This is a genomic window from Cupriavidus sp. GW822-FHT02D05, from assembly GCF_058802485.1.
Map to the genome: position 1 here is coordinate 1 of NZ_JBXAOE010000046.1, position 21,875 is coordinate 21,875.

Here is a 21,875-nt window from a genome sequence, read left to right on the forward strand (position 1 = left end):
TGCGACTGCCAGAACGTTGCTTTGTTTGTGCGCGCCGTCCATGTAACGAACTATAGGAGAGTCATCGGCGCGTTAGATTAGCCTTATCCGGATGGATTGTTCAATATTTTTGAATTTATGGGCAGGCGGCGCAGCGCGGTGCGGACACCGCTTCGGCGGTGGGGGTGCCATTAGGGCGCGGCTATGGACAGGCGCATGTAGCGCGGTCCGATGCTTCAAGCAACCCTGAACAAGCCGTATCTACGATGTAGATACAGGATTTGACGTCCGAGGCTGGCGTATCTACAATGGATATACGCTAACGGAGCCTGTTATGGAACTGTCGATTCAGAAGTGGGGCAACAGCGCGGCTGTGCGTTTGCCCGCTACGTTGCTTGAACAACTCAAGGTTGCTCTGGGCGACAAGCTCGCCGTCGACGTGCGCCCAGAGGGGATCATGCTCAAGCCGGCGCGGCACAGGTATGCGCTTGATGAGCTGGTTGCGCAGTGCGATCCCAATGCGCCGCTGCCCGCAGATCTGACCTCGTGGAACAACCTCGAGCCGGTCGGACGTGAAGCATGGTGAGGCGCGTCAAGTTTGATCGGGGTGACATCGTGCGGGTGAACCTGAACCCGACTGCGGGCCGCGAACAGCAGGGTGATTTCCGCCCTGCGCTTGTGCTGTCACCCGCCGCGTTCAACGCGCTCGGCGTCGCGCTGGTTGCACCGATCACGCAGGGGGGGGACTTCGCCCGTTTCGCCGGCTTCGCCGTGCCGCTGTCCGGTTCCGGTACCGAGACCCAGGGGGTCGCACTGGTGAACATGGTTCGCACGCTGGATCTTGAAGCGCGTGGCGCAAGGAAGGTCGAGCGGGCGCCGGCCGAAGTGGTAGACGACGCGCTGGCCCGTTTGCAAACGATCTTGGACTGATTGGGAGAGGACATCGGCGCGAGCGCCAACTTGGTATCAACTTCCCCAAACAAGGACGCATTGAATCCATCAGCTTGCAATCCGTAATGGCCTTCCTGACGCAACTCGCGCCCGAGTGCTAAAGGTCTTTGTCCTCATCCGTGGCGCCAAAGCGTGGCGGATAGAGCGGATAGCGCAGCGCCGCGTACACCAGCGCGACGGTGGCGATGGCGGTGATCCAGTCGATCAGGTCTTTCATGGCATTCCCTGGCTCATCCCTGGTTTGCTAGCGCCGGACCAGTCCAAGCAGCGCGTGGCTGCCGTCCTGCGCGGCGGTGGATGTGCGGCCGCTGCCCCAGCCTATTGCTGCGCGGTAGCTGCCGGCGTGGCGGGGCTGCGCGGTGGCTGCGTTGTCCGCCGGCTGACAGGCGTCGGCCAGCGGCGCCACGAAGAGTGCGTCTTCGGGGCAGTACAGCTCGCACATGAAGCAGGTCTGGCAGTCCTGCTGGCGCGCGATCGCTGGCGGCTGTCCGGGCACGATGGCGAAGACATTGGTGGGGCATACGCGCACACAGATATTGCAGCCGGTGCAGCGCGTGCTGTTGAGCAGTTCGATCATGCGGCTGCCTTCCAGGTGGTGCCAGCGATGTTCTCGCGCGCGGTCCAGACCTCGTCCAGCCCGCCGCTGATCACCCGGTGGCGCTGGCTTGCATCCTGGCCCGGATGATCGATGCGCCGGTGCATGCCGCGCGTCTCGGTGCGCGCCAGCGCGCTGCGGTACATCCAGCGCGCGGTGGCGAGCATGGCGATGGCCTCGCGTGTGCGCAAGGCATGCTCTGCGCCGGGTAGCGCAGCGGCGTCGCCCCATTGCCGCCACAGCGCATCGAGTCGCGCCAGTGAATCGGTGAGCGCCTCGCCATGGCGGAACCAGTTGCGCGCGTAGGGAAACACTTCGGCTTGCACGGCGCTGACGAGTGCCGGTGCGTCGGGCTCGGCCGGGGTCGCCTGCACGTGCGCCGGGTTGCCGTAGCCGGCGCTGTACAGGGTTTGCCCGGCGGTGAGGCGCGCATCCTGCGCGAAGGCGGCCGCACCCTGGCCGGCCCACCAGCCGGACGACATCGCCCATGCGGCGTTGTGGCTGCCGCCGCCGGTAAAGCCGCCGCAGATCAGCTCGCGCGTGGCGGCGTCGCCGGCTGCGTACAGGCCGGGCACGCTGGTGGCGCATTGCGCGTCCAGGATGCGCAGGCCGCCGGTGCCGCGCACCGTGCCTTCCAGCCGCAAGGTCACCGGGAAGCGTTGCGTGAAGGGGTCGACGCCAAGGCGGTCGAAGGGCAGGAAATAGTTTGGCTGGGCGCTGCGCATCCACGCACGCACCTTGACGTCCGCGCGGTCCAGCCGTGCGTACACCGCTTGCGTTTGCAGCGTGCGGGCAATCACGCTGCGGCCCTGCGCGGAGCCCGCGCCTTCCAGCACCTGGCCTCGTGCGTCATAGAAGGTCGCCCATTGGTAGAACAGCGATTTGGTCACCGACGAGAACGCGGGCCCAAGGCCATACGCATTGGAGAACTCCATGCCGGACAGGTCGGCGCCGGCCTGGGCCGCCATCAGGTAACCGTCGCCGGTCAGCACGTTGCAGCCCAGTGCGCGGCTGAGGAAGGCGCAGCCCCCGGTGGCGATCACCACCGCGCTGGCGCGCAGCGTCCACTCGCCCGGCTGGTCCGCGCGGGGCTGGCGGTGCAGGCCCCGTGCGCCGCGCACCGCGCCGCCGGCATCCACCAGCAGGGCCAGCGCCGGGCTGTGGTCGAGAATGCGCACGCCCGCCGCCTTGGCGCGCCGGCGCATCAGCCGCATGTACTCCGGCCCTTGCAGGGAGATGCGCTGCGCCTGGCCGGAGGCGTCTTGCGGAAATGGGTAGCCCCATTCGGCAAGTTGTTCGAGTCCCGCGTAGGTGCGGTCCAGCACCCGGTCCATCCAGGCCGGCTCGGCCAGTTCGCCGCCAAGTGTGTAGCGGCTGGCCTTGGCCGCCGCGCGCGCGGCAGGGTCAGGTGCAACGTGCCAGATGGCGGTGCCGGCTGCCGCCGTCGCGCCCGAGGTGCCGCAGAAACCCTTGTCGGCCAGCACGACGCGCGCGCCGCTTTCGGCAGCGGCAATGGCTGCCCAGGTGCCGGCAGGGCCGCCGCCGATGACCAGCACATCGGTCTGTGGCGCGGGCGTCCTGGCGCGGTACTCGGTTCCGATGGATGGCATGCGGCGATTCCTCCCGGCAGTGGAAATTGGCAATTGGCAATGGGCATATCGAATGATCGAATGACAGTAGCCAACTGGCGCGGGCCGCGCAACGAAGCTTTGGTGCAATCCATATGCGCTCGCCGCAGCGGCGGCGAGCGCGGCAATGCGTGCCGGTGGCAACGAGTTCAATCGGTAAGGTCAGTACTGACGGTCAGCGCTTCCCACTGGTTGATTTCATCCTGCAATGCCTTGAGCTTCTCGCGAACGAAGCCGAGCGCATCGGTGCCCAGCAGAAGATGCACCGGCGGCCGGTCCGACGCTACCACCTTGAGGATCGCCTGCGCGGCCTTGCGGGGATCTCCCGGCTGCTTGCCGGATCTTGCCGCACGCGCGGCGCTCAGCGGTTCCAGCGTTGCCGCGTAGTCCTCGATCGTGCGCACCGTGCGTTGCAGGGAGCGGCCTGCCCAGTCCGTGCGAAAGGCGCCTGGCTCGATCGCGGTCACCTTGATGCCGAAGGGACGCACTTCCTTGGAAAGTGCCTCGTTGATGCCTTCCAGCGCGAACTTGCTTGCGTTGTAGATGCCCACGCCGGGAAACGTCATGAGGCCGCCCATCGACGTGACGTTCAGGATGTGGCCGCTGCGCCGCTCGCGCATGAAGGGCAGCACGGCCTGGATCACGCCGATCGCGCCGAACACATTCACGTCGAACTGCGCACGGATGTCCGTGGGCGTGGCTTCCTCGATGCTGCCCTCGTAACCGTACCCCGCGTTGTTGACCAGCACGTCGATCGGGCCAACCTCGCGCTCGATCTGCGCGACCACGCGCGGGATGTCCGGGCCGGACCGCACGTCGAGCACGTAGCCGAAAGACTGCCCCGGGGACATCGCGGAGAAGGCCGCGCGCTGCGCTTGCTGGCGCAGCGTGCCGGCGACCTTGTCGCCCTGCGCGATCGCGACCTCGGCCAGCGCGCGCCCAAAACCCGTGCTTACGCCCGTAATGAACCAGGTTTTCATCATTTCTCCAGGAGAATCGTCAGGGGGAGCCGCCGTCCTCGGCGGCTCGGTACAACGGAGTATGGACGTTGCCGACCCTGTGAAGAAGGAAGATAATCGGCAAGGACTTTGCAATAAATTTGCATAATGAATCCAGCTGAATTCCAGGCCCTTTCGGTCTTTGCCCGCGTAGCGCAGGAGCAAAGCTTCAGCGCCGCCGCGCGCGCGCTGGGTATCCCGGTGACGTCCGTCAGCTATACGGTCAGGCGCATCGAAGAGCGCCTGGGAGCCCGCCTGCTTAACCGGACGACGCGCAGCGTCAGCCTGACGGAGGCCGGAGCGCGGTTCCTGACGAGGATCTCGCCGCTCCTGCAGGAACTCGAGCTCGCCATGCGCGATGCTTCCAGATCCTCCAGCGAGTCAATGGGCACGCTGCGCCTGAACGTGCCCCCGAGCGCCATCCCGCTGGTGATCCAGCCCATCCTGAAAGCGTTCCTGACGGCCTACCCCGACATCAATGTCGAGGTCATTGCGGATAACAGCCTGGTGGACATTGTCGGCAAGGGTTTCGATGCCGGCATCCGCTACGACAATGTGCTGGGCGAGGACATGGTGATCGTGCCACTCGTCACGCAGATGCGCTTTTGCGTGGTCGCGTCTCCGGCGTACCTGAAAGACAAGGCAAAGCCACGGCACCCGCGAGATCTGCTCAAGCATCAATGCGTGAACTACAGGAGCGCCGATACCGGCGCGTTGTATCGCTGGGAGTTCGAGAAAGCCGGTGAATCCATGCAGATCGCCGTGGCCGGGCGCATCGCGACCAATGACAACGGCTTGCTGCTGCAGTCCGCCCTGGACGGGTTCGGCTTTGCCTACCTGCAATACCGTAACGCCGAGCCGCATTTGCGGGCTGGCGCGCTGGTGAACGTGCTGGACGCGTGGATACCGCGCACGGGGCTCTACCTCTACTACTACAACCGGACGGGGATGCCGAAGAAGCTGCGCGTCTTTATCGATTTTGCCAGGATGGCGCTGGCGGATAGCAGGTAACGGGAACGCCGCCATCAGTGCCAGGCCAGCGTTACTGGCATTGCCATGCGGTGCGGGCGGCAATGGACAAGGGCGCTGGCTCGCGGCCGTGATGCGATTTACGCTGACATAGCCTGCCGCAGTGCCAGGAAGGTGCCATCCGGCTGGTAGAAGATGACCGCGTCCACGATGTCTGGCGAGGGACGGCGAAACGCGACCCGATACCCCTGGAGGCCTTCCAGGTCAAAGGTCCGCCCGTCAAATGGCCGCAATGGCCAACTCTGCTGCCCGCCGATGCGCAGCGATAGCTGGCCCGCCGCATCGAGCGTGACGCTGATCTCCTGCACGCTGTGCATGAAGCTGCCAGCGCAGAGGGCGCGGAACGCCGGGTCGAGCACGTCGCCGCCTGCCGCGCGGCGAAATACGATATCCGCCACCATCGGCTCCAAAGGCGCGCAGATCCGGTCGATGTTGCCTTCCCGGTCATAGCCGAAGCTCAGTGCGAGATTGTCGGGATGGATCTCGGCCGGCTTGTCGGGGGTGGTGAACACATCGTAGTGGCGGTGTTCGAGCTGGCCCGACATGCCGCGCCAGCGCCATGCCAGAGCGTTGTTCTCTTTGGTGATGCCGATCCGCCCGTAAGCCGGGTGTTCGTACTCGCCCGCATAGTCGTCAAGCGGATGGCTCGGCGCGGTGCCGGTCCGGCGCAATTCGCTGCGCGCCTGCTGGTCGACCTTCTGCTGGGCAAGCGCCTGGCGGCGCATGGTGCGGAACCGGTCGAACCAGTCGATCGGCTTGTGGCCGCAAAGCTGATCGAGCGCGGTGTAGGTCAGCAGTTCGGTGACGGCACTTGGGGCGCGATTGGTCAGCACCGCGACGCCGATCCGGCGTTCCGGCAGCATCGCCATTGAGTTGGCCCAGCCGACCCAGCTGCCGGTGTGGGAGACCTTCCGTTCGCCGCGATAGTGTTCCAGCGACAGGCCGAGCCCGTAGTGGAACTCACCCACCTCTTTGAACACGGAGCGGCCCACGTGCACGCGCGGGGTCATCATTTGCCGGATGATGTCTGCCGACAGCAGCGGCTTGCCATCCACGGAGCCTTCATCGATCAGCAAGCGCATCCACTTCGCCAGGTCCGACACGCAGGCATTGAGCCCGCCGGCGGGAAGAGCCCGGATAGGTGTCAGCATTGCACGCTGGCTTTCGTCGCCTTGCATGATGTGCGGATGCGCATGGTTCGGCGCGGCGGCGAGCGCTTCGATGGATAGCCCGAAGTGCGCGAAGCCCAGCGCACGGAGCAGGCGCTCGGTGGTGAAATCCTCCCAGCGCTGCCCGCTGATGCGCTCCGCGATATGCCCGGCCACGAGATACCCCAGGTTCTGGTACTGGTAGGCCTCGCGCACGTCCCGGCTCGGCTCCAGATGGCGCAAGGCCGCCAGGATCTGCGCCATGGACAGGTCGCCCGGCGAGTGGATCCAGTCGTGGCGCGGGACGCCGCTGTGATGGCAAAGCAAGTCCCGCACGGTCACGCGCTCGGTCGCAACCGCATCGTGCAGCCGAAACTCCGGTATGTAATCGCGCACGGGCCGGGTCCAGTCGAGCTTGCGCTCGTCCACCAGCAGGCCAAGCCCGGCGGTGGTGAAAGACTTGGTGAGCGAGCACAGCAGGAACTGGGTGTCCGCCGTCACGGGCGCCGGCGCTTGCGTGTCGCGCACGCCATAACCTTTTACCAGCACCGTTTCACCACCCCGGATCACGGCGAGCGCAAGGCCCGGCACCTTCCATTCTTGCATCGACGCCTGAACGAGATCATCGAAATCACTGAGCATGGTGCGGGGTCCTTGTCTCTGCAACGGCGGCTTACTGGAAGTCGGCGCGGCTTGCGTTGCGCGTTGCGCGCCGGATCGCCAGCGGGAATCGCAGCGTGCGCCAGACGTTAGCACCGCCCCAGCAATCTGCTATCGCCACCAAGGAGGGTGTGTTGTGGCCGCGCGACGGGCAGGCCGCAGCGCAATCCCGCACGGTTCCCGGCCGGATTGATTTACCGCCAGGATCGCGCTACGATATTTTGAACGTCGTTCAATAATATTCATCGTTCATTTATATGGATGAGATGGCCGCCCCCGACATGCCGGGCCGCCGCGCCCGAAAGCGCGCGCAAACGCTGGATCTCCTTGCCCGGACCGCCATGGGCCTGTTCGAGGCGCAGGGGTATGACGCCGTGACGATGGAGCAGATCGCGACCGGGGCCGACGTTGCCAAGGGAACGCTCTACAACCATTTCCCAACCAAGGAATCCGTGCTGGCGCACTGGATCCACATGCAATTGGCCGCCGATCTGGCGCATCTGCAGCCCGAGGTCGAACAGCAGGCAGGCTTCCGGCCGGCGATCTCGCTGCTGCTCGATGCCTCGGCCGCCTGGTGCGAGGCGCATCGCGCCTACCTTTCGCCCTACCTTCGCTTTCGTTTCCTCAGCCTGGAAGCTGCGCCACCGCCGGACGAGGCCGTGCAGGCCAGCGACATGACCGATGTGTTCGGGCTGCTGATCGCCCTGGGCCAGCGCTCGGGTGAACTGCGGGACGATCTCGATGCGGCGCATCTGGCGTCGCTCTTCCATCACCTCTATCTCGGCGCGCTGATGCGCTGGCTGACCTTGCCGGGGCGCACGCTGCGCGAGGAGTTAGCGGTGGTGGTGACACTGTTCGTGGAGGGAAGCGCCCGACCGCTGGCGCCGCGTGCAAGGAGCCGCAAGACACCGTGAAATTCATCGTCGCAACCTACGGCACGGAGGGCGACGCCCGCCCGCTGGCTGCACTGTGCCGCGCATTGATGGATGCTGGCCACCAGGCTCGGCTACTTGCCGACGACGCAACGCTTGGCACGGCCAAGGTCCTTGGTGTTCCGACAACCGCGCTGGCGGGGGACATCAAGGGCGCGTTGCAGCCGGAGCTTGCGATCGCCGGCGTGGTGGCGCGCAATCGCGGCTTCACCAGCACGGCGAGCGCGCTGGCGCGCATTGCCAATGCCAATGCCGAGGCATGGCTGCGGGAGATCGTGGCGGCGGCGGGCGAAGGCTGCGATGCCATCCTGGTCTCGGGCCTGGCGGCTTTTGCCGGCTTGTCGGCTGCCGAGCATCTGGGCGTGAGGGCGATCGGCACCGGGCTGATCCCGATCACGCCGACGGCGGGCTTCGCCTCGCCGTTCCTGGCGCAGGCGCGGCTGCCGGGCTGGCTGAATCGCACGAGCCACCACTTCGTCAACGGGATGCTGTGGCGGGCGTTTCGCAAGCAGACCAATGCCGCGCGCGCGGCCGTATGCGGGCTGCCGCCGCGGCGGCAGCTGTGGACCCGGCATCCGATGCTATACGGGGTTTCGCCCAGCCTGTTGCCCGGGCCGGCGGACTGGCCGGGCAATGCGCGTGTCTGCGGCCAATGGATCGCGCCGTCACCGGACTGGACCGCGCCGCAGCCGCTTGCGGATTTCCTCGCCGCGGGGGAGCCGCCGATGTACTTCGGTTTCGGGAGCATGGCCGGGTTTGACCGGCAGAAGATGCTGGACGCCGTGATCACGGCGTGCGCAGGACGGCGGGCGCTGTTCTATCCCGGGTGGAGCGGGGTGGACACCGCCGGGCTGCCGGCGAATGTGCATGTGGTTGGCGACACGCCGCACGACTGGCTGTTTCCCCGGACATCGCTCGTTGTCCATCACGGCGGCTCCGGCACGACCCATTGCGCCGCGCGGGCGGGCGTGCCATCGGTGGTGGTGCCGTTCGCGGGTGACCAGTTCTTCTGGGCGGACCGGCTCAGGCTGGCGGGCGTCGCCGGTGAAGCCGTGAACGGAAAGCACCTGCAAGCTTCGGCACTCGCGCGCGCCATCGCGTTCGCTCAAGGCGCCGAGGCCCGTTCGCGGGCGCGCGAGCTCGGCGCCAGGATGGCGGGCGAAAACGGCCTGGCCGATGCGGTCTCGGCCATCGAGGCCATGATGCGGGATGGCACCTGATGTTACTGGGGTCCGCGGGTGGCCAGGTATCGGGGTTTTTCCGTGTCCGCTAATTTCCGGATCGCTGGCGGGCACGACTAGAATGGATTGTCCGGAGCGAGGCGCTTCGCACTGAAGTGCCCGCCACGCCCCACATCGCTCACGTCGCTCACGCCGTTCACACCAGAGGAGCCGCCCATGTCCCTGCCTCATCTAGCTTCCGGCCAGGTGGCCAGCGTGCTGCCGCTAGGCGAGCGTCTCAGCAAGACGCCCACGACCGCCTTCTTCAAGGAAAGCCGCCTGGAGGTCATGCGCCTGGTGCTGACCGCCGGCAAGCATATGCCGGCCCATGCGGTAGCCGGGCCCATCACGGTGCAGTGCCTGGAAGGGGAGGTCGATATCGGCGTGGAGGGGGCGCACCGGCTGTTGCGCCAGGGCGACCTGATCTATCTGGAGTCCAACGTGATGCACGACGTGACGGCGATCAGCAACGCGTCGCTGCTGGTGACGCTGGTGCTGCTCTAGCGCAAACGCTCAATGCCTGGCCGGGCGCGCGTGCAATAACCAGAGGACTTCAAAATCCTCCGGCGCCATCGTTGCGCCGTCGAACTCCGGGTCTGCGTTGATCTCGGCCAGCGCCGGCACGGGTACCAGCCCGAGGTTCGTGCTCCCGGTGGCCGCATCGGCGCACGCGAAACCTACGGTTCCATCCCGGAAGAATTCCAGCTTCCGGGTTTCGAAGCGCTCGCCGTCAAGCTCCGACACGAGCCGAACCGGCTCGGAGGGAAGCTCGTGCCGCCAGATGACGTCGATGTATTCCATCTGGGTCTCCCCTCAAGCCGCGTGTCGCCAAACAAAAACCTAGTCCTTGGATAGCTCGCAGAACCGCAGGCGGTTGCCAAACGGATCCGCGACTTGCAACTGCCGTCCCCAGCCCACCACGTCGATGCCCGGTTTTGCATAGCGATACTGCCTGGCATCCAGTTCGCGATGCAGGGCATCGATGTCCTCCACGGGGACGAACACCGTTGAACCTGGCGTGGCGTCTCCATGGTGCTCGCTCAGGTGCAGCGTCAGGCCGGATCGCCTCACCTGGGCGTAGAGCGGAAATTCCTCACCGAAACGATGCTCCCAATCGAGGGAAAAGCCAAGATAGTCTAGATAGAATTCCTTGGCCTTCTCGACCGAGAAGATCCGGATGATGGGGATGGCGGGGGACAGGTTCATGGCATTGTGCCCGCGGCTTACGCTTCGACCAGGTTGGGAATCTCCACGGCAGGATTGACGTCGGCCGCATAGTCCACGCCGTCGATGCCGAACCCGAACAGGCGCAGGAACTCCGCCTTGTAGCCCGCAAAATCGGTGAGCGCGTAGATATTGTCGTTGGTGACCTGGTCCCACAACTGCGTCACGCGGGCCTGGACATCCGGGCTGAGTTCCTTCTCATCCGTGCGCAGGCGGCCTTCCGTATCCTGGCGTGGCGACTGGCTGTACAGGCAGTCCTGGTAGAGCGAGTAGACCTGCTCGATGCAGCCTTCGTGGGTGCCGGTTTCCTTCATGACCTTGAACAGCAGCGACAGGTACAGGGGCATCACCGGGATGGCGGAGCTGGCCTGGGTCACCACGGCCTTGAGCACCGCGACGCGGGCGTCGCCGCCGGTGGCGGCCAGCTTGCCGCGCAGGTCCAGCACCTTCTGGTCCAGGTCTTTCTTGGCGGCGCCGATGGAGCCGTTCCAGTAGATGTCGTGGGTGACCTTCTCGCCCAGGTAGGTGAACGCCGTGGTCTTTGCGTTGTTGGCGAGCACGCCGGCGGCGAGCAGGGCGTCGATCCACATTTGCCAGTCTTCGCCGCCCATCACGGCGACCGTGTGATCGATCTCTTCCTGCGTTGCCGGTTGCAGGGCGATTTCCTTGATCACCTCTTTGTCGGTGTCCAGGCCGCGCTGCCGGATTTCCTTGCCAATGGGCTTGAGCGTGGAATTGAAGATTTCCCCCGTCTTCGGGTGCTTTCGCCGCGGCGCAGCAAGGCTGTAGACGACCAGGTCGACCTGGCCAAGATCACGCTTGATGATGTCGATGGTTTGCTGCTTGATCTCGTCGGAAAAGCCGTCGCCATTGATGCTCATGGCATAGCGGCCTTCGGCCGTTGCCGCCTTGTGAAACGCCGCCGTGTTGTACCAGCCTGCGGTGCCAGGCTTGCTCTCGGTGCCGGCGCGTTCGAAGAACACGCCGAGCGTGTCGGCGCCGCAGCCGAACGTTGCCGTGATGCGAGCGGCAAGCCCATAGCCCGTGGAGGCGCCGATGACGAGGACCTTCTTGGGTCCGTTGGCAACCGGGCCGTTCGCTTTCACATAGGCGATCTGCTGGTTGACGTTGGCTTCGCAGCCGGCGGGGTGGGCGGTGACACACATAAAGCCGCGCACGCGGGGTCCGATGATCATGGTGGGTTCCTTGCAATTTTGGTGGATTGTAATGGAACCCTGGCCTGCGGCATGCGCCAGCTTGCATTGCCGCCTGTATCAATCGTCCCGCGTCAGCACCTCCAGCAACTCGATCTCGAAGACCAGGTTCGAGTTCGGTTTGATATGGGCGCCGACCTGGCGTTCGCCATAGGCAAGGTGAGCTGGCACATGGAGCTTGCGCTTGCCGCCGACTTTCATGCCCATCAGCCCCAGGTCCCAGCCCTTGATCACGCGCCCGGTGCCGATCACGCACTGGAAGGGCTTGCCGCGATCGTAGGAAGAGTCGAACCTGGTGCCGTCCTCCAGGTAGCCGCTGTACTGGGTGGTGATCAAGGCGCCTTTGACCACGGCCTTGCCGTCGCCGAGTTGCATGTCTTCAACCTGTAGTTCGTTGCTCATCCGCTGCTCTTCTTTCATGGTCATGGGTGCATTGACCGAGGAAGCAGAGTTTACATCCCGTGGCAGTGCCACCAGAAGGGGCGCGGGCGGATTTCTGCAATCGGGCCGGCTATCGCTGCTCGGGAGGAAGCCCGCGAATGGCGGCTGCAAACTGCGCATGCGTGGCCGGATCCACCGGCCGGTGCTTGGTTTTCGTGCTCGCCGGATCGTTGCCCAGGAAGTTGTTGCCCTTCCAGTTGCGCGCCGGCCGGATCGGCCTTGGCATGAAGCCGCCCCCACAATTTGGGCAGACATTGCCCAGGACATCGTCCACGCATGACGCGCAGAATGTGCATTCATAGCTACAGATGCGCGCTTCCAGCGACGCCGGCGGAAGCGCCTCGTTGCAATGCTCGCAGCTTGGCCTGAGTTCCAGCATGTTCAGTCTCCTCCGCTATGGCATGTCATATCAGTAAATTCCCTGCCATACTAATCACAAGGGAATATCGCGGCAATTCGAAAATATGACAGGTATGATAAAAATCATGCCATCCGAAGACGAACGATCGGGGGCAACGATGAAGCGCATCTTCCTTGTGCTGCCGCCGCAGGTGCACATGCTGGATCTTGGCGGGCCGATGCAGGTGCTGGGCTCCGTGGCCGCGCTCGGGATCTCGCCACTGGCGCTTCACTGTGTCGGGCCGCTGCAGGCGCTGACAAGCTTTCAAGGCCTAGCCTTGAGCGGGGTACAGGCCTTGCCGGCACGGCTGGCGCCCGGCGACGTGGTGATCGTGGTTGGTTTCAAGCTCGAGCTCAGCGCGCTGTCCACGCCGGAGTACCGGAAGATCGTTGACTGGCTCCAGGCCGTGGTGCAGTCCCGCCTTGGCGAGGTGACGCTGGCCAGCGTCTGCACCGGGGCATTCCTGCTTGGCGCGGCCGGCCTGCTCGACGGGCGCAGCTGCACGACCCACCACGAGCACCTGGCGCGGTTGCAGCAACGCCATCCGCACGCCCGGGTGCTGGCCGGCCGGGTGCTGGTCGAAGATGGCGCGCTGATCACCTCGGCCGGTGTGACGGCGGGCATCGACCTCGCGCTGCACCTTATCCGGCACGCGTTCGGTGCCCCGGCCGCGATCCAGGTCGCGCGCGAGAACGTCGTGCCGTTCCGCAGGCTGGGCCAGGATCCGGCGCTCGATGCGCAGCTGCGCTACCGCGATCATCATCATCCGGTCATCCACGCCGTGCAGGATTTCCTGACCAGGCAGCCTGCCTGCGAATTGTCGTACAGCGAGCTGGCCGGCCGCTTCGCGCTGAGCTATCGGCATCTGGCGCGGCTGTTCCAGCAGGAGTGCGGCGTCACGCTCAAGCAGTACCAGCAGCAATTGCGGCTGGATCTGGCACGCAGGTTGCTGAAGGACAGCGACTGGGCAGTCGAGCTGGTTGCGCAGCGCTGCGGCTTTGCCAGCCCGCAGGCGTTGCGCGCCGCGTGGCGGCAGGAAGAGGCCGTGCCGCCGTCGCGCTGGCGGTCACAGGCTTGAACGCTTCAGCGGCGCCTAATGCGGGATCGCCGCATAGAGTGCCTTGACGGCGTTGGCGAATGCCGCCGGAGATTCGGCCGGCCGGCGCTGGGTCGAGCCGGCGGACGTGGCGTTGGCGCTGGTGGGCCGCGGCGCGGTGTCGGGGCTCGACGAGAACTTGACGATGGTCAGCGCCTTCTTCGGGTTGATGTAGATCTTCTGGCCAAAGCGCCCGCTTGCCTCGATCGATCCGTCGCCATCGTTGACCTGGTACCAGTAGTCGCGGTAGGCGTAGTTGGCTCTGCCGGCTGCCAGGTTCCCGGTGGCAAACAGCGCCTGGTTGTCATTGGGCTTCAGCGCGAGGCGAACGGCTTTGCCGGCGATAGCGCCCGGGTTCTCGCCCGAGCTGGCCTTGCGAATCGCTTCGGCAAAGCGGGCAGCATCGCGCAGCGTGCTGTTCATGCCGCCACTGGCCATTTCCGTGCCGAGCTGGTCGACCTGGATATAGGCATCGTCCTCGGCAAAGCGGGACCAGATGCGCTGCGCAACCAGCTCGCTCCACGATTGGCCGGTGATCCTGCGCAGCGCCCAGGCAAGTGCCTCCGGGGAACCGTTCTGGTAGTACCAGACATTGGTCCCGGCAGCTGGCTGCGGGACCTGGGCGGCCTTCAGGAAGTCGTAGATATTGTCGGGCGCGCCGTCGCGGCGCGCAATCAGGCCAACGGCGCCAAACAGGCCCAGATCGGGCGGCAGGCTTGCCGGGTAGCTGACGGCCACCTCCATGTCCAGGTTCTTCTGGATCGTGGCTTCGCCGAACGGGTTGCCGGCCAGCTCCGGCACGTAGCTGGCCAGCTTCGCGTTGGGGTCCAGCTTGCCTTCGTCGATCAGCATGGCGGCAAGCAAGCCGGTGATCGACTTGGTCATCGAAGCCCAGATATGAGGCTGCCGGGGACCAAAGGAATCGAAGTAGCGCTCGTAGATGACTTGTCCCTTGTGCAGGACGATAAAGCCGTCGGTGTACGTATCGTGCAGGTAGCTCGACAATTTGACCTGTTGCCCCTCGAGGTCGAACGTCACATCGTCAAGGCGCGCAACCGGCGCAGCCGGCAACGCGTGCGGCGACGCGGCGCGCGTGATGCCGGCGGTGGGCGAGGTCTCCCGCGCATGGCGGAACGCCCATCGCAGGTTGGGGAGCTGGAACGCGTTCGCCTTGGTCACGCGCTTGTCCGGCGCGGGTGGAAAGCCCTGCATGATGCCAAGCCTGACCGGGTCGGTGGTCTCGGGCGGGTTTGGCGTTTGCGCGCCAGCCAGGGGGGATGCGGATGCGAGCATCGCGGCGATGGCGATCGATGCGCCGTAACGCGCCGCGCTGGCGCCATGCCTGCTTCCAGGATGCATGCCTGTCTCCATGTTCTATCGTTTGGCCTGAATTGCTACCCGTTGTGTTCGCCAAGCGCGGGAACGTGATCGTCGCTTGCTGGCAGCCCAAGGGAAAACTTGACCGGGAAGCTCAGCGCGACGGCGTTCTCCGCGGGCACCTCGCGCACCATGTTTCGCGCCTTGACGTGCGGGTCCGCGAATAGCTCCTGCGCGCTGAGCGCGGGAGAGAACGGCAGGTCGAAGGGCGCGAAGACTTCCGTCCAGTGCGCAAGGGACCGCGACCGGAAGATCCCGTTGAGCAGGCCGTTCACTTCCGGCTTGTGCTGCTGGCGGCCGGGCCGCGACGTGAACCGGGCATCGAGCAGCGCTGGAAAGTCCGCACCGATCGCCTCGCACAGGTTGAGCCAGAACTTGTTTTCCAGGATGCCCATGGCGAGATGGCGGCCATCGCTGGTCTCGAAGATATCGTTGTCCGGCATGACGGTTGGCGATTCGTGCGGGCGATCCTCGTACCCGCGCGCGGCCCAGGCGCCATGCGCGGTCCACGACAGGATGGCATCATGGATCGATACATCAAGATGCTGGCCACGTCCATGCTGCCGCGCGCTCATGACCGCCACGGCCAGCGCCAGCGCTGCATAGCCCGAGGCCGCGTAGTCGGAAACGCGCACGCGCGGCCGGGACACCTTGTCGTCCACCTGCACCGGCACGGACCAGTAACCTGCCAGCGCGAGATAGTTCAGGTCATGGCCGGCATGGTCCGCATACGGGCCGGTCTGGCCGAACCCGGACACGGAACACAGCACGATGGCCGGGTTCACTTGCGCGAGTGCGTCATAGCCCAGGCCAAGGCGCTGCATCACGCCGGGCCGGAAGCCTTCGACCACGGCGTCCGCCTCGGTCACCAGGCGCAGGAATGCCGCGCGGCCCTCGTCGGATTTCAGGTCGAGCGCGACGGATTGCTTGCCGCGATTGAACTGCGCGAACACGGCAGGCCCGAGCTGGCGGGCGGTGTCGCCCGTGCCCGGCTGCTCCACCTTGATCACGTCCGCACCCAGTTGCATGAGCAGGGTCGTGGCGTGCGGGCCGGGCAGGAGCTGGCTGAGATCGATGATCTTGACGTCCTTCAGGCAGGACCACTCGGGTTTCATTGCCGGCTCCCGGTACTTTAGCTGACGTCGCCGTTCATGCCGATCGAGTGGATCAGCTTGCCGTAGCGGGCGGTATCCGCAGCCACCATGCCGTTGAACTGCGACGGCGAAGCACTGCGGCGCAATTCCCCCGCGTTGGCCTTCAACTGCGCATCCAGGCGCCCGCTGGCCTGCAGCTCCGTGACCGCGGCAAAGAGCCGCTGGGTGAGTTCGGCGGGCAGGTGCGCGGGCGCGAACAGGCCGCTCCAGTTGTCCAGCACCAGGCCGGGGGGCAGGACCTCGGCAAGCGTCGGCACCTCCGGGAAATAGACGGAGCGTGTGGATGACGACACCGCCAGTGCCCGCACCTGGCCATTGCGCAGGTACTGGGTCGCCGTGCCCAGCACAGGCATGCCGAACTGGGTCTGGCCGCTGAGCATGGCGGTGATGATCTCCGTCGCGCCCTTGTAGGGGATGTGCACGGCATCGGTGCCCGTCTGGTGCAGCAAGGCCTCCACCGCCAGATGCGCGATGCTGCCTTTGCCGCCCGAGCCGTAGTTGAGCTTGCCGGGCGCGCGCTTGAGCGCGGCGATCAGGTCGCCGGCGGTCTTGTATGGCGCGTCCGCAGGCACGATGAGCGCGGTAGGGCCGCCGGAAATCGCCGCGATGGCGGTGAAATCGTGCGCGGGATCGTACGGCATGTTTCGGTACAGATGCACGTTGATCACATGCGTGTTCGCGAGAATGCCCAGCGTGTAGCCGTCCGCGGCGGCGCGCTTCAAGGCGCTCGCGCCGATCACGCCGCCCGCGCCGGGCATGTTCTCAACGACCAGCGGCTGGCCAAGCGTGCGGCCCAGTTCGGCCGACAGCGTGCGTGCGATGTTATCCGGCGCGCTGCCCGCCAGGAACGGGACGATCAGGCGCACGGGACGATTGGGATAGGGCGCGGCGGCGCGCACCGGCGTGAGCATGCTGCTAAGTGCGGCAGCGCCCGCGGTGGCGAGCCAGGTTCGGCGTTTCATAGAGGTGTCTCCAGTTCTTGGCTGCGCAGTTTGCCTGCGTCGGTCTGATCAACCGCTGCCGGCTCAGGCTTTCGCCTGCATGGGTTCGAGAATCGCGCGGGCGATGGTATTGCGCTGGATCTCGCTGGTGCCGGTGAAAATCCGGAACATGCGCAGCTTGCGGAAAGCCTGCTCCACCGGATGTCCTCGCGTCACGCCCACATTGCCGTGGATCTGTACGGCTTTGTCGGCTACCTCGAAGCAGCGCTCGGAGATGAACAGCTTGCATGCCGCGGCCTTCACCCGAAGATCCGCGCCACTGTCCGCCAGCGCGGCGGTTTGCGCGATCATGCTCTCGCAAGCCCACAGCGCGGCGGCCATGTCCGCCAGCATGTGCTGGATGGCCTGGAAGCGCGCAATGGGCCCGCCGAACTGGCGGCGCTGGCCGGCGTACTCCAGCGAGGACGCATAGGCCTTGGTGGCCAGGCCCAGCATGGTGGGGCAGTGCAGCAGCCGGTTGACGTTGATGCGCGACATGCCGAGCTTGAAGCCGTTGCCTTCGCCGCCAAAGATATTGGCGCGCGGCACCCGCACATTGACGAACTCGATGTCCCCATCGATATGCTGGCCCGACATCGGCACGTACTCGGTGCTGACCTTGACGCCGGGCAGGTCCAGGTCGATCAGCACGGCCGTGATGGCTGGGGGGGACGCAGTGGCGTCGGTGACGCACATGACGATGGCAAAGTCGGCAAACGGCGCGCCGCTGATGTAGTGCTTGCGGCCGTTGATGACGAGGTCATCGCCGTCCACCACGGCCGTGGTGGAGATGCTCTGGGCATCCGAGCCGGAATGCGGCTCGGTCAGGGCGAAGCAGGTGGACTTCTCGCCCCGGATGACGGGTTGGAAGTAGCGCACAAGCTGGTCCGGCGTAGCGTACTTGAGCATATTGCCCACGCGCGGCGGGCCGCCCAGGTCGCCAAGCACGTGCGGCGCCAGCACTGCGCCGCTGGCGGCAAGGTCTGCCTTCAGCGCGCATTGCTCGGCGATGTTCAGCCCCTTGCCACCGAGCTCGACGGGCAGGCAGGCGGCATAGAGCCCCAGTTCGCTGGAGCGGCGCCACACGCCGCGCAGCACATCGCGCGGCCAGGCATCTTCGGACCCCAGGCCCAGCTCGCGCTCCAGCGGCAGCAGTTCCTCATGGATGTAGCGCTGGATGCTGGCGCGGGTCTCGACCAGCACGGGATTGGTCAGGTTGTCGAACATGGCGCTTCTCCTTAATTCACACGACGGGATACGCCTTGCCAATACGGCTCGCGCACCAGTTTGCGAGCGAGCTTCCCGCTCGCGTTCTTGGGCAGTTCGGTGACGAAGTCGATGGTTCGCGGCGACTTGTAATCGGCAATGCGCGCGCGGCAGTGCGCGATGAGGTCTTCCGCAGTGCCTTGCCGGCCGGGCCTGAGGGCGACCACGGCCTTGACGCTTTCGCCCCAGGTGTCGTCGGGCACGCTGATCACGCAGGCTTCCATCACGTCCGGATGCTGGTAAAGCGCGGCCTCGACCTCGGTCGGATACACATTGAAGCCGCCGGAGATGATCATGTCTTTCTTGCGGTCGACCAGGTAGATGTAGCCTTCTTCATCCACCCGGGCCAGGTCGCCGGTACGCAGCCATCCGTCCACCAGCACTTCGCGCGTCAGCTCCGGCTCGCCCCAGTACCCATGGAAGACATCCTCGCCGCGGATCACCAGTTCGCCGATGTCGTCGCCGGCCACTTCCTGGCCCTGTTCGTCGACCACGCGGACCTCCGTTTCGCCAAGCGCCCGCCCGCAGGAGGCCAGCCGCTCGGGCCGGTGCGCCAGTGCGTCGGCATGATCGGCTGTGGAGAGGCGGGTCACGCCGGAGGTGGACTCGCTCGCGCCATAGCCTTGCGACAGGATGGGGCCGATGCGCTCCCACGCCTCGCGGATGCGCGCGGGCGCCATCGGCGCGGCGCCGTAGGCCAGGGTCTTGAGGCTGCTCAGGTCCGCGCTGGCCAGGGTTGGCTCGGTCAGCAGCATATTGATCATGGCCGGCACCATGAACACATGGGTGAGGCGCAGTCTGGCCACCTCCGCCAGGAAATGCGCGGGCTCGAACTTGTCGAACAGCACCAACGTTGCGCCGGTGTACAGATACGGCTGCATCAGCATGCCGGAGGCGTGGGTGATGGGCCCGATCAGTGCCAGGCGGTCACCGGGCCGTGCCGGCTTGTCCATGCTCTGCAGCATCTTGCGCAACGCTGCCAGGCGGTTGCCATAGCTTTGCATGGCGGCCTTGATCTTGCCCGTGGAACCCGAGGAAAAATGCAGGACGGCGAGGTCGTCGGGCTGCGGCGCGATGTCGAGCGGCGCAGGGCTCGCGCCTGCGAGCAGGGCCTCGTAATCGCCATAGCCGTGCGCGGGTTTGCCAATCGCGATGAACGTTTGCACGGATCCAAATCCCGCGGTTTCCGGCGAGTAGCCGGTATATCCGGGGCCGGCAAACAGGATGCGCGGCGCGCAGTTCTCGGCCACATCCGATGCCTCTGCCGCCGTGAAGCGCGGATTGAGCGCGGCCTTGACGAGCCCGGCCTTGTACAGGGCGCACTCGATCTCGACAAGCTCGGGGCGGTTGCGTGATTGAATCGCCACGCGATCGCCCCGGGTGAGGCCGAGGGCCAGCAGTGCATTGGCGAGGCGGTTCGAGCGCTCGTCCAGCTCGCGATAGGTCAGCACGCGGTCGTTGTAAAGCACGGCAGCGTGATCCCCCCAATAGCGCGCCGCGCGGCGCAGGAAGAAAGCGAATCCCATGGGTTGTCTCCTTGATGGTTCTTCGCCGTAGTCTGTAAGATGCGAGACATCACTACAATGCCGTACCGGCTATAAAGACATAACCAACGGGAATGTCGCGATGGAGACGAGAGATCTTGAATACGTGCTGGCCGTGGATGCGCATGGCGGCATCGGCCGCGCCGCGGAGTCGCTGGGCATCAGCCAGCCGGCCCTGACCAAGGCGGTGCAGCGTGTGGAAGCGCAGATTGGCCTGCCCTTGTTCGAGCGCACGGCCCATGGCATGACCCCGACGCAGGCGGGCATGCAATTCATGGTGCGGGCGCGCCGCATCCGGCTGGAGTTCGACGACGCGCTCAAGGAGATGCAAGGCATCCGCACCGGCGAGCAGGGCATGTTGCGCCTGGGCTATTCGCCTTCGATCCCCAATGCCCTGGTGCTGGACGCCTGCCGTCAGCTGCTGCGGGAGCGGCCCGTTGCCCGGCTGCGGCTGCGCCGGCTGCTGGCGCGGGACCTCATGGAGCTGCTGCTGGCGGGCGAGCTGGACCTTGCCATCGCCCCCACACCGAGGGAGCGCGCGAGCGAGTTCGCGGTGGAGGCACTGTTCGACGACCGGCTGGTGGTGGTGGCCGATGAAGCGCACCCGCTGCAGCGCCGCCGCAAGCTGACCCTTGCGGATCTGGTGGGTCAGGACTGGCTGCTGCCCGGGCCGCATATCATCTTGCGCCAGCAGGTCGACGCGGCGTTCCGCAAGCAGGGGCTGGCCGCCCCGAACCTGCGCATCGAGACCGATTTTGGCAGCTCCTCGCTCTTCGACCTGATGCGCGGCACGCAGATGCTGAGCATATCGGGCACGAACTCCAATGCGGTGACGACCGGGCTGCACCCGCTCGACCTGGGGCTTGAAGAACTGGACCTGCGCCGGCGCGTAGGCGTGATCACCCGGGCCGGCGCCTATCTCTCGCCGCTCGCGCAGCGCATGACGGCGCTGGTGCGCGAGCAAGGCGCCTGACCTGCCCGGCTATGCGCCACCGCCTGGGGCCGCCGGGGCCACCGGGGTGAAAGGGGCACGGAAATGGTCGACCAGGAAATCGATGAACGCGCGCGCCCGCGTGGTCTGGTCGCGCTGGCCCGGATAATAGACGAACAGGTCGGCCGGGGGCAGGGCGGCGTCGGGCAGCACCAGCCGCAAGCGCCCGCTCTCCAGGTACTTGGCCAGATCCCACTCGGAGCGCATCAAAATCCCATGCCCGTCGAGCGCCCAGCCCAGGACGATGTCGCCATCGTTGCTCGACAGCGTGCCATGTACCCTGACCATCTCGCCTTGGGTCCCTGCCATGAAGCGCCATATGCCATGTGCGTCGTCGTTCTGGCGGTGGATGATGCAGCGGTGATTGGCCAGCTCGGCCAGGCTCGCCGGGGTGCCATGCCGGTCAAGGTAGGCGGGTGACGCGCACAGGAAGCGCCGGTTCGACATGATGCGACGCGCGTTGAGGCGGCCGTCCGGCAGGGCGCCAAAGCGGATTGCGAGGTCGAAGCCGCTCTCCACGAGATCGATTGCCTTGTCGGTGACTTCGAACTGCACCTCCACGAACGGGTAGCGCCTGGCGAATTCGGAGACGAGCGGGGCGATGGTCGTCCGGCCGAAGCCGAGCGTGGCGTTGATGCGAAGCAGCCCGCGTGGCTCGGCGCGGCTGCTGGAAATGGCATCCTCCATCTCGCGCAGCTGGGCAAGGATCTGCGTGGCATGCACAAGGTAAATCTCGCCCTCGCGCGTCAGGCTGGTGCTGCGGGTGGTGCGGTTCACCAGCCGCGCGCCAAGCCGTTCTTCCATTAGCGCGAGCCGCTTGGTGGCTGCCGGTGGCGTCAGGTTCAGCGCCCGCGCGGCGGCCGAGAGATTGCCGTGTCTCGCAATCAGCACAAAGAACTCGAGGTCCGAGGTGATATCGGTTTTCACTGATGGAGAAGAGTGATGGGTGTCCCGGTGGATTTTAAGCGGGTTATTGCCGCCCGGAGCCGCACCAGTATTAACCATAGGTGAATAGTGAAATGCGTTCTGGCGAAACTCAGCCATGCGC

General features: G+C 65.8%; 23 protein-coding genes. 8 read left to right on the top strand and 15 right to left on the bottom strand.

The genetic code is table 11. The features are described 5' to 3' along the window. The first annotated feature begins 313 nt into the window (after positions 1-313). Together AC1RQK_RS37220 and AC1RQK_RS37225 are read left to right on the top strand one after the other, a co-directional pair. Positions 314-565 (top strand): AbrB/MazE/SpoVT family DNA-binding domain-containing protein, encoded by a 252-nt coding sequence (locus AC1RQK_RS37220; RefSeq protein WP_492370933.1) that lies wholly within the window; start codon positions 314-316, stop codon positions 563-565. Next, positions 559-909, top strand: a complete 351-nt coding sequence (locus AC1RQK_RS37225) for a type II toxin-antitoxin system ChpB family toxin (RefSeq protein ID WP_492814459.1) — start codon at positions 559-561, stop codon at positions 907-909. The genes AC1RQK_RS37220 and AC1RQK_RS37225 overlap by 7 nt, the downstream gene beginning before the upstream one ends. A 265-nt stretch (positions 910-1,174) precedes the next feature. Here AC1RQK_RS37225 and AC1RQK_RS37230 read toward each other — a convergent pair whose 3' ends face one another. The 3 genes from AC1RQK_RS37230 to AC1RQK_RS37240 form a co-directional block, all read right to left on the bottom strand. After that, the gene (locus tag AC1RQK_RS37230; RefSeq protein ID WP_492814461.1) at positions 1,175-1,507 is read right to left on the bottom strand and encodes a 4Fe-4S binding protein; all 333 of its coding nucleotides are present in this window, start codon (positions 1,505-1,507) and stop codon (positions 1,175-1,177) included. Next, positions 1,504-3,135, bottom strand: a complete 1,632-nt coding sequence (locus AC1RQK_RS37235) for an FAD-dependent oxidoreductase (protein WP_492814463.1) — start codon at positions 3,133-3,135, stop codon at positions 1,504-1,506. The genes AC1RQK_RS37230 and AC1RQK_RS37235 overlap by 4 nt, the downstream gene beginning before the upstream one ends. Before the next feature lie 167 nt (positions 3,136-3,302). Then, positions 3,303-4,133, bottom strand: a complete 831-nt coding sequence (locus AC1RQK_RS37240) for an oxidoreductase (protein WP_492814525.1) — start codon at positions 4,131-4,133, stop codon at positions 3,303-3,305. 126 nt (positions 4,134-4,259) lie between these two features. Here AC1RQK_RS37240 and AC1RQK_RS37245 point away from each other — a divergent pair, with 126 nt between their 5' ends. Next, positions 4,260-5,162 (top strand): LysR family transcriptional regulator, encoded by a 903-nt coding sequence (locus AC1RQK_RS37245; RefSeq protein WP_492814465.1) that lies wholly within the window; start codon positions 4,260-4,262, stop codon positions 5,160-5,162. A 98-nt stretch (positions 5,163-5,260) separates the two neighbouring features. On the opposite strand, the gene AC1RQK_RS37250 is transcribed toward AC1RQK_RS37245, so the two are convergent. After that, positions 5,261-6,970: a serine hydrolase gene (locus AC1RQK_RS37250; protein WP_492814467.1), complete on the bottom strand. Its 1,710-nt coding sequence runs from the start codon at positions 6,968-6,970 to the stop codon at positions 5,261-5,263. Between the two features lie 284 nt (positions 6,971-7,254). On the opposite strand from AC1RQK_RS37250, the gene AC1RQK_RS37255 reads away from it, so the two are divergent. From AC1RQK_RS37255 to AC1RQK_RS37265, 3 genes are all read left to right on the top strand, one after another. Beyond that, positions 7,255-7,902: a TetR/AcrR family transcriptional regulator gene (locus tag AC1RQK_RS37255; protein ID WP_492814527.1), complete on the top strand. Its 648-nt coding sequence runs from the start codon at positions 7,255-7,257 to the stop codon at positions 7,900-7,902. Continuing rightward, the gene (locus AC1RQK_RS37260; protein ID WP_492814469.1) at positions 7,899-9,140 is read left to right on the top strand and encodes a glycosyltransferase; all 1,242 of its coding nucleotides are present in this window, start codon (positions 7,899-7,901) and stop codon (positions 9,138-9,140) included. The genes AC1RQK_RS37255 and AC1RQK_RS37260 overlap by 4 nt, the downstream gene beginning before the upstream one ends. 177 nt (positions 9,141-9,317) lie before the next feature. Then, a complete protein-coding gene (locus tag AC1RQK_RS37265; protein WP_492370924.1) occupies positions 9,318-9,644 on the top strand; it encodes a cupin domain-containing protein in 327 nt (108 codons plus the stop codon). A gap of 9 nt (positions 9,645-9,653) precedes the next feature. Here AC1RQK_RS37265 and AC1RQK_RS37270 read toward each other — a convergent pair whose 3' ends face one another. The 5 genes from AC1RQK_RS37270 to AC1RQK_RS37290 form a co-directional block, all read right to left on the bottom strand. Beyond that, a complete protein-coding gene (locus AC1RQK_RS37270; RefSeq protein WP_492370923.1) occupies positions 9,654-9,941 on the bottom strand; it encodes a DUF6881 domain-containing protein in 288 nt (95 codons plus the stop codon). A gap of 39 nt (positions 9,942-9,980) precedes the next feature. Next, positions 9,981-10,346 (bottom strand): glyoxalase superfamily protein, encoded by a 366-nt coding sequence (locus AC1RQK_RS37275; protein ID WP_441640699.1) that lies wholly within the window; start codon positions 10,344-10,346, stop codon positions 9,981-9,983. 17 nt (positions 10,347-10,363) lie between these two features. Further along, on the bottom strand, positions 10,364-11,560 hold the full coding sequence (gene fabV / locus AC1RQK_RS37280; protein ID WP_492814472.1) for an enoyl-ACP reductase FabV: 1,197 nt from the start codon (positions 11,558-11,560) through the stop codon (positions 10,364-10,366). A 78-nt stretch (positions 11,561-11,638) separates the two neighbouring features. Further along, positions 11,639-11,980 (bottom strand): FKBP-type peptidyl-prolyl cis-trans isomerase, encoded by a 342-nt coding sequence (locus AC1RQK_RS37285; RefSeq protein WP_150984937.1) that lies wholly within the window; start codon positions 11,978-11,980, stop codon positions 11,639-11,641. A gap of 109 nt (positions 11,981-12,089) precedes the next feature. Continuing rightward, the gene (locus tag AC1RQK_RS37290) at positions 12,090-12,398 is read right to left on the bottom strand and encodes a DUF1272 domain-containing protein (RefSeq protein ID WP_492814474.1); all 309 of its coding nucleotides are present in this window, start codon (positions 12,396-12,398) and stop codon (positions 12,090-12,092) included. Between the two features lie 106 nt (positions 12,399-12,504). Between AC1RQK_RS37290 and AC1RQK_RS37295 the strand changes: the two genes are divergently transcribed. Then, positions 12,505-13,497 (top strand): GlxA family transcriptional regulator, encoded by a 993-nt coding sequence (locus tag AC1RQK_RS37295; RefSeq protein WP_492814476.1) that lies wholly within the window; start codon positions 12,505-12,507, stop codon positions 13,495-13,497. A 15-nt stretch (positions 13,498-13,512) separates the two neighbouring features. On the opposite strand, the gene AC1RQK_RS37300 is transcribed toward AC1RQK_RS37295, so the two are convergent. The 5 genes from AC1RQK_RS37300 to AC1RQK_RS37320 form a co-directional block, all read right to left on the bottom strand. Then, entirely contained in the window at positions 13,513-14,874 is a 1,362-nt protein-coding gene (locus tag AC1RQK_RS37300) for a serine hydrolase domain-containing protein (RefSeq protein WP_183034918.1), read from the bottom strand. 35 nt (positions 14,875-14,909) lie between these two features. Beyond that, complete coding sequence (locus tag AC1RQK_RS37305; protein ID WP_492814478.1) at positions 14,910-16,007, bottom strand: CaiB/BaiF CoA transferase family protein; 1,098 nt, start codon at positions 16,005-16,007, stop codon at positions 14,910-14,912. A 17-nt stretch (positions 16,008-16,024) separates the two neighbouring features. Next, positions 16,025-17,008: a Bug family tripartite tricarboxylate transporter substrate binding protein gene (locus tag AC1RQK_RS37310; RefSeq protein WP_492814480.1), complete on the bottom strand. Its 984-nt coding sequence runs from the start codon at positions 17,006-17,008 to the stop codon at positions 16,025-16,027. 63 nt (positions 17,009-17,071) lie between these two features. After that, complete coding sequence (locus AC1RQK_RS37315; RefSeq protein WP_492814482.1) at positions 17,072-18,253, bottom strand: acyl-CoA dehydrogenase family protein; 1,182 nt, start codon at positions 18,251-18,253, stop codon at positions 17,072-17,074. Between the two features lie 11 nt (positions 18,254-18,264). Next, entirely contained in the window at positions 18,265-19,818 is a 1,554-nt protein-coding gene (locus AC1RQK_RS37320; protein ID WP_492814484.1) for an AMP-binding protein, read from the bottom strand. A gap of 100 nt (positions 19,819-19,918) precedes the next feature. Between AC1RQK_RS37320 and AC1RQK_RS37325 the strand changes: the two genes are divergently transcribed. After that, positions 19,919-20,809 carry a LysR family transcriptional regulator gene (locus AC1RQK_RS37325; protein WP_492370916.1) on the top strand — a complete coding sequence of 297 codons (891 nt, stop codon included), beginning with the start codon at positions 19,919-19,921 and terminating at the stop codon, positions 20,807-20,809. A gap of 9 nt (positions 20,810-20,818) precedes the next feature. Here AC1RQK_RS37325 and AC1RQK_RS37330 read toward each other — a convergent pair whose 3' ends face one another. Further along, entirely contained in the window at positions 20,819-21,754 is a 936-nt protein-coding gene (locus tag AC1RQK_RS37330) for a LysR family transcriptional regulator (protein WP_492370915.1), read from the bottom strand. Between the last annotated feature and the right edge of the window lie 121 nt (positions 21,755-21,875).

Coding starts and splice junctions, on each gene's coding strand:
- fabV (WP_492814472.1), bottom strand. CDS start 11,560: ATGATCATCGGACCCCGCGTGCGCGGCTTTATGTGTGTCACCGCCCAC.
- AC1RQK_RS37230 (WP_492814461.1), bottom strand. CDS start 1,507: ATGATCGAACTGCTCAACAGCACGCGCTGCACCGGCTGCAATATCTGT.
- AC1RQK_RS37310 (WP_492814480.1), bottom strand. CDS start 17,008: ATGAAACGCCGAACCTGGCTCGCCACCGCGGGCGCTGCCGCACTTAGC.
- AC1RQK_RS37300 (WP_183034918.1), bottom strand. CDS start 14,874: ATGCATCCTGGAAGCAGGCATGGCGCCAGCGCGGCGCGTTACGGCGCA.
- AC1RQK_RS37270 (WP_492370923.1), bottom strand. CDS start 9,941: ATGGAATACATCGACGTCATCTGGCGGCACGAGCTTCCCTCCGAGCCG.
- AC1RQK_RS37235 (WP_492814463.1), bottom strand. CDS start 3,135: ATGCCATCCATCGGAACCGAGTACCGCGCCAGGACGCCCGCGCCACAG.
- AC1RQK_RS37290 (WP_492814474.1), bottom strand. CDS start 12,398: ATGCTGGAACTCAGGCCAAGCTGCGAGCATTGCAACGAGGCGCTTCCG.
- AC1RQK_RS37285 (WP_150984937.1), bottom strand. CDS start 11,980: ATGAGCAACGAACTACAGGTTGAAGACATGCAACTCGGCGACGGCAAG.
- AC1RQK_RS37265 (WP_492370924.1), top strand. CDS start 9,318: ATGTCCCTGCCTCATCTAGCTTCCGGCCAGGTGGCCAGCGTGCTGCCG.
- AC1RQK_RS37315 (WP_492814482.1), bottom strand. CDS start 18,253: ATGTTCGACAACCTGACCAATCCCGTGCTGGTCGAGACCCGCGCCAGC.
- AC1RQK_RS37305 (WP_492814478.1), bottom strand. CDS start 16,007: ATGAAACCCGAGTGGTCCTGCCTGAAGGACGTCAAGATCATCGATCTC.
- AC1RQK_RS37245 (WP_492814465.1), top strand. CDS start 4,260: ATGAATCCAGCTGAATTCCAGGCCCTTTCGGTCTTTGCCCGCGTAGCG.
- AC1RQK_RS37220 (WP_492370933.1), top strand. CDS start 314: ATGGAACTGTCGATTCAGAAGTGGGGCAACAGCGCGGCTGTGCGTTTG.
- AC1RQK_RS37325 (WP_492370916.1), top strand. CDS start 19,919: ATGGAGACGAGAGATCTTGAATACGTGCTGGCCGTGGATGCGCATGGC.
- AC1RQK_RS37295 (WP_492814476.1), top strand. CDS start 12,505: ATGCCATCCGAAGACGAACGATCGGGGGCAACGATGAAGCGCATCTTC.
- AC1RQK_RS37240 (WP_492814525.1), bottom strand. CDS start 4,133: ATGAAAACCTGGTTCATTACGGGCGTAAGCACGGGTTTTGGGCGCGCG.
- AC1RQK_RS37255 (WP_492814527.1), top strand. CDS start 7,255: ATGGCCGCCCCCGACATGCCGGGCCGCCGCGCCCGAAAGCGCGCGCAA.
- AC1RQK_RS37320 (WP_492814484.1), bottom strand. CDS start 19,818: ATGGGATTCGCTTTCTTCCTGCGCCGCGCGGCGCGCTATTGGGGGGAT.
- AC1RQK_RS37250 (WP_492814467.1), bottom strand. CDS start 6,970: ATGCTCAGTGATTTCGATGATCTCGTTCAGGCGTCGATGCAAGAATGG.
- AC1RQK_RS37225 (WP_492814459.1), top strand. CDS start 559: ATGGTGAGGCGCGTCAAGTTTGATCGGGGTGACATCGTGCGGGTGAAC.
- AC1RQK_RS37275 (WP_441640699.1), bottom strand. CDS start 10,346: ATGAACCTGTCCCCCGCCATCCCCATCATCCGGATCTTCTCGGTCGAG.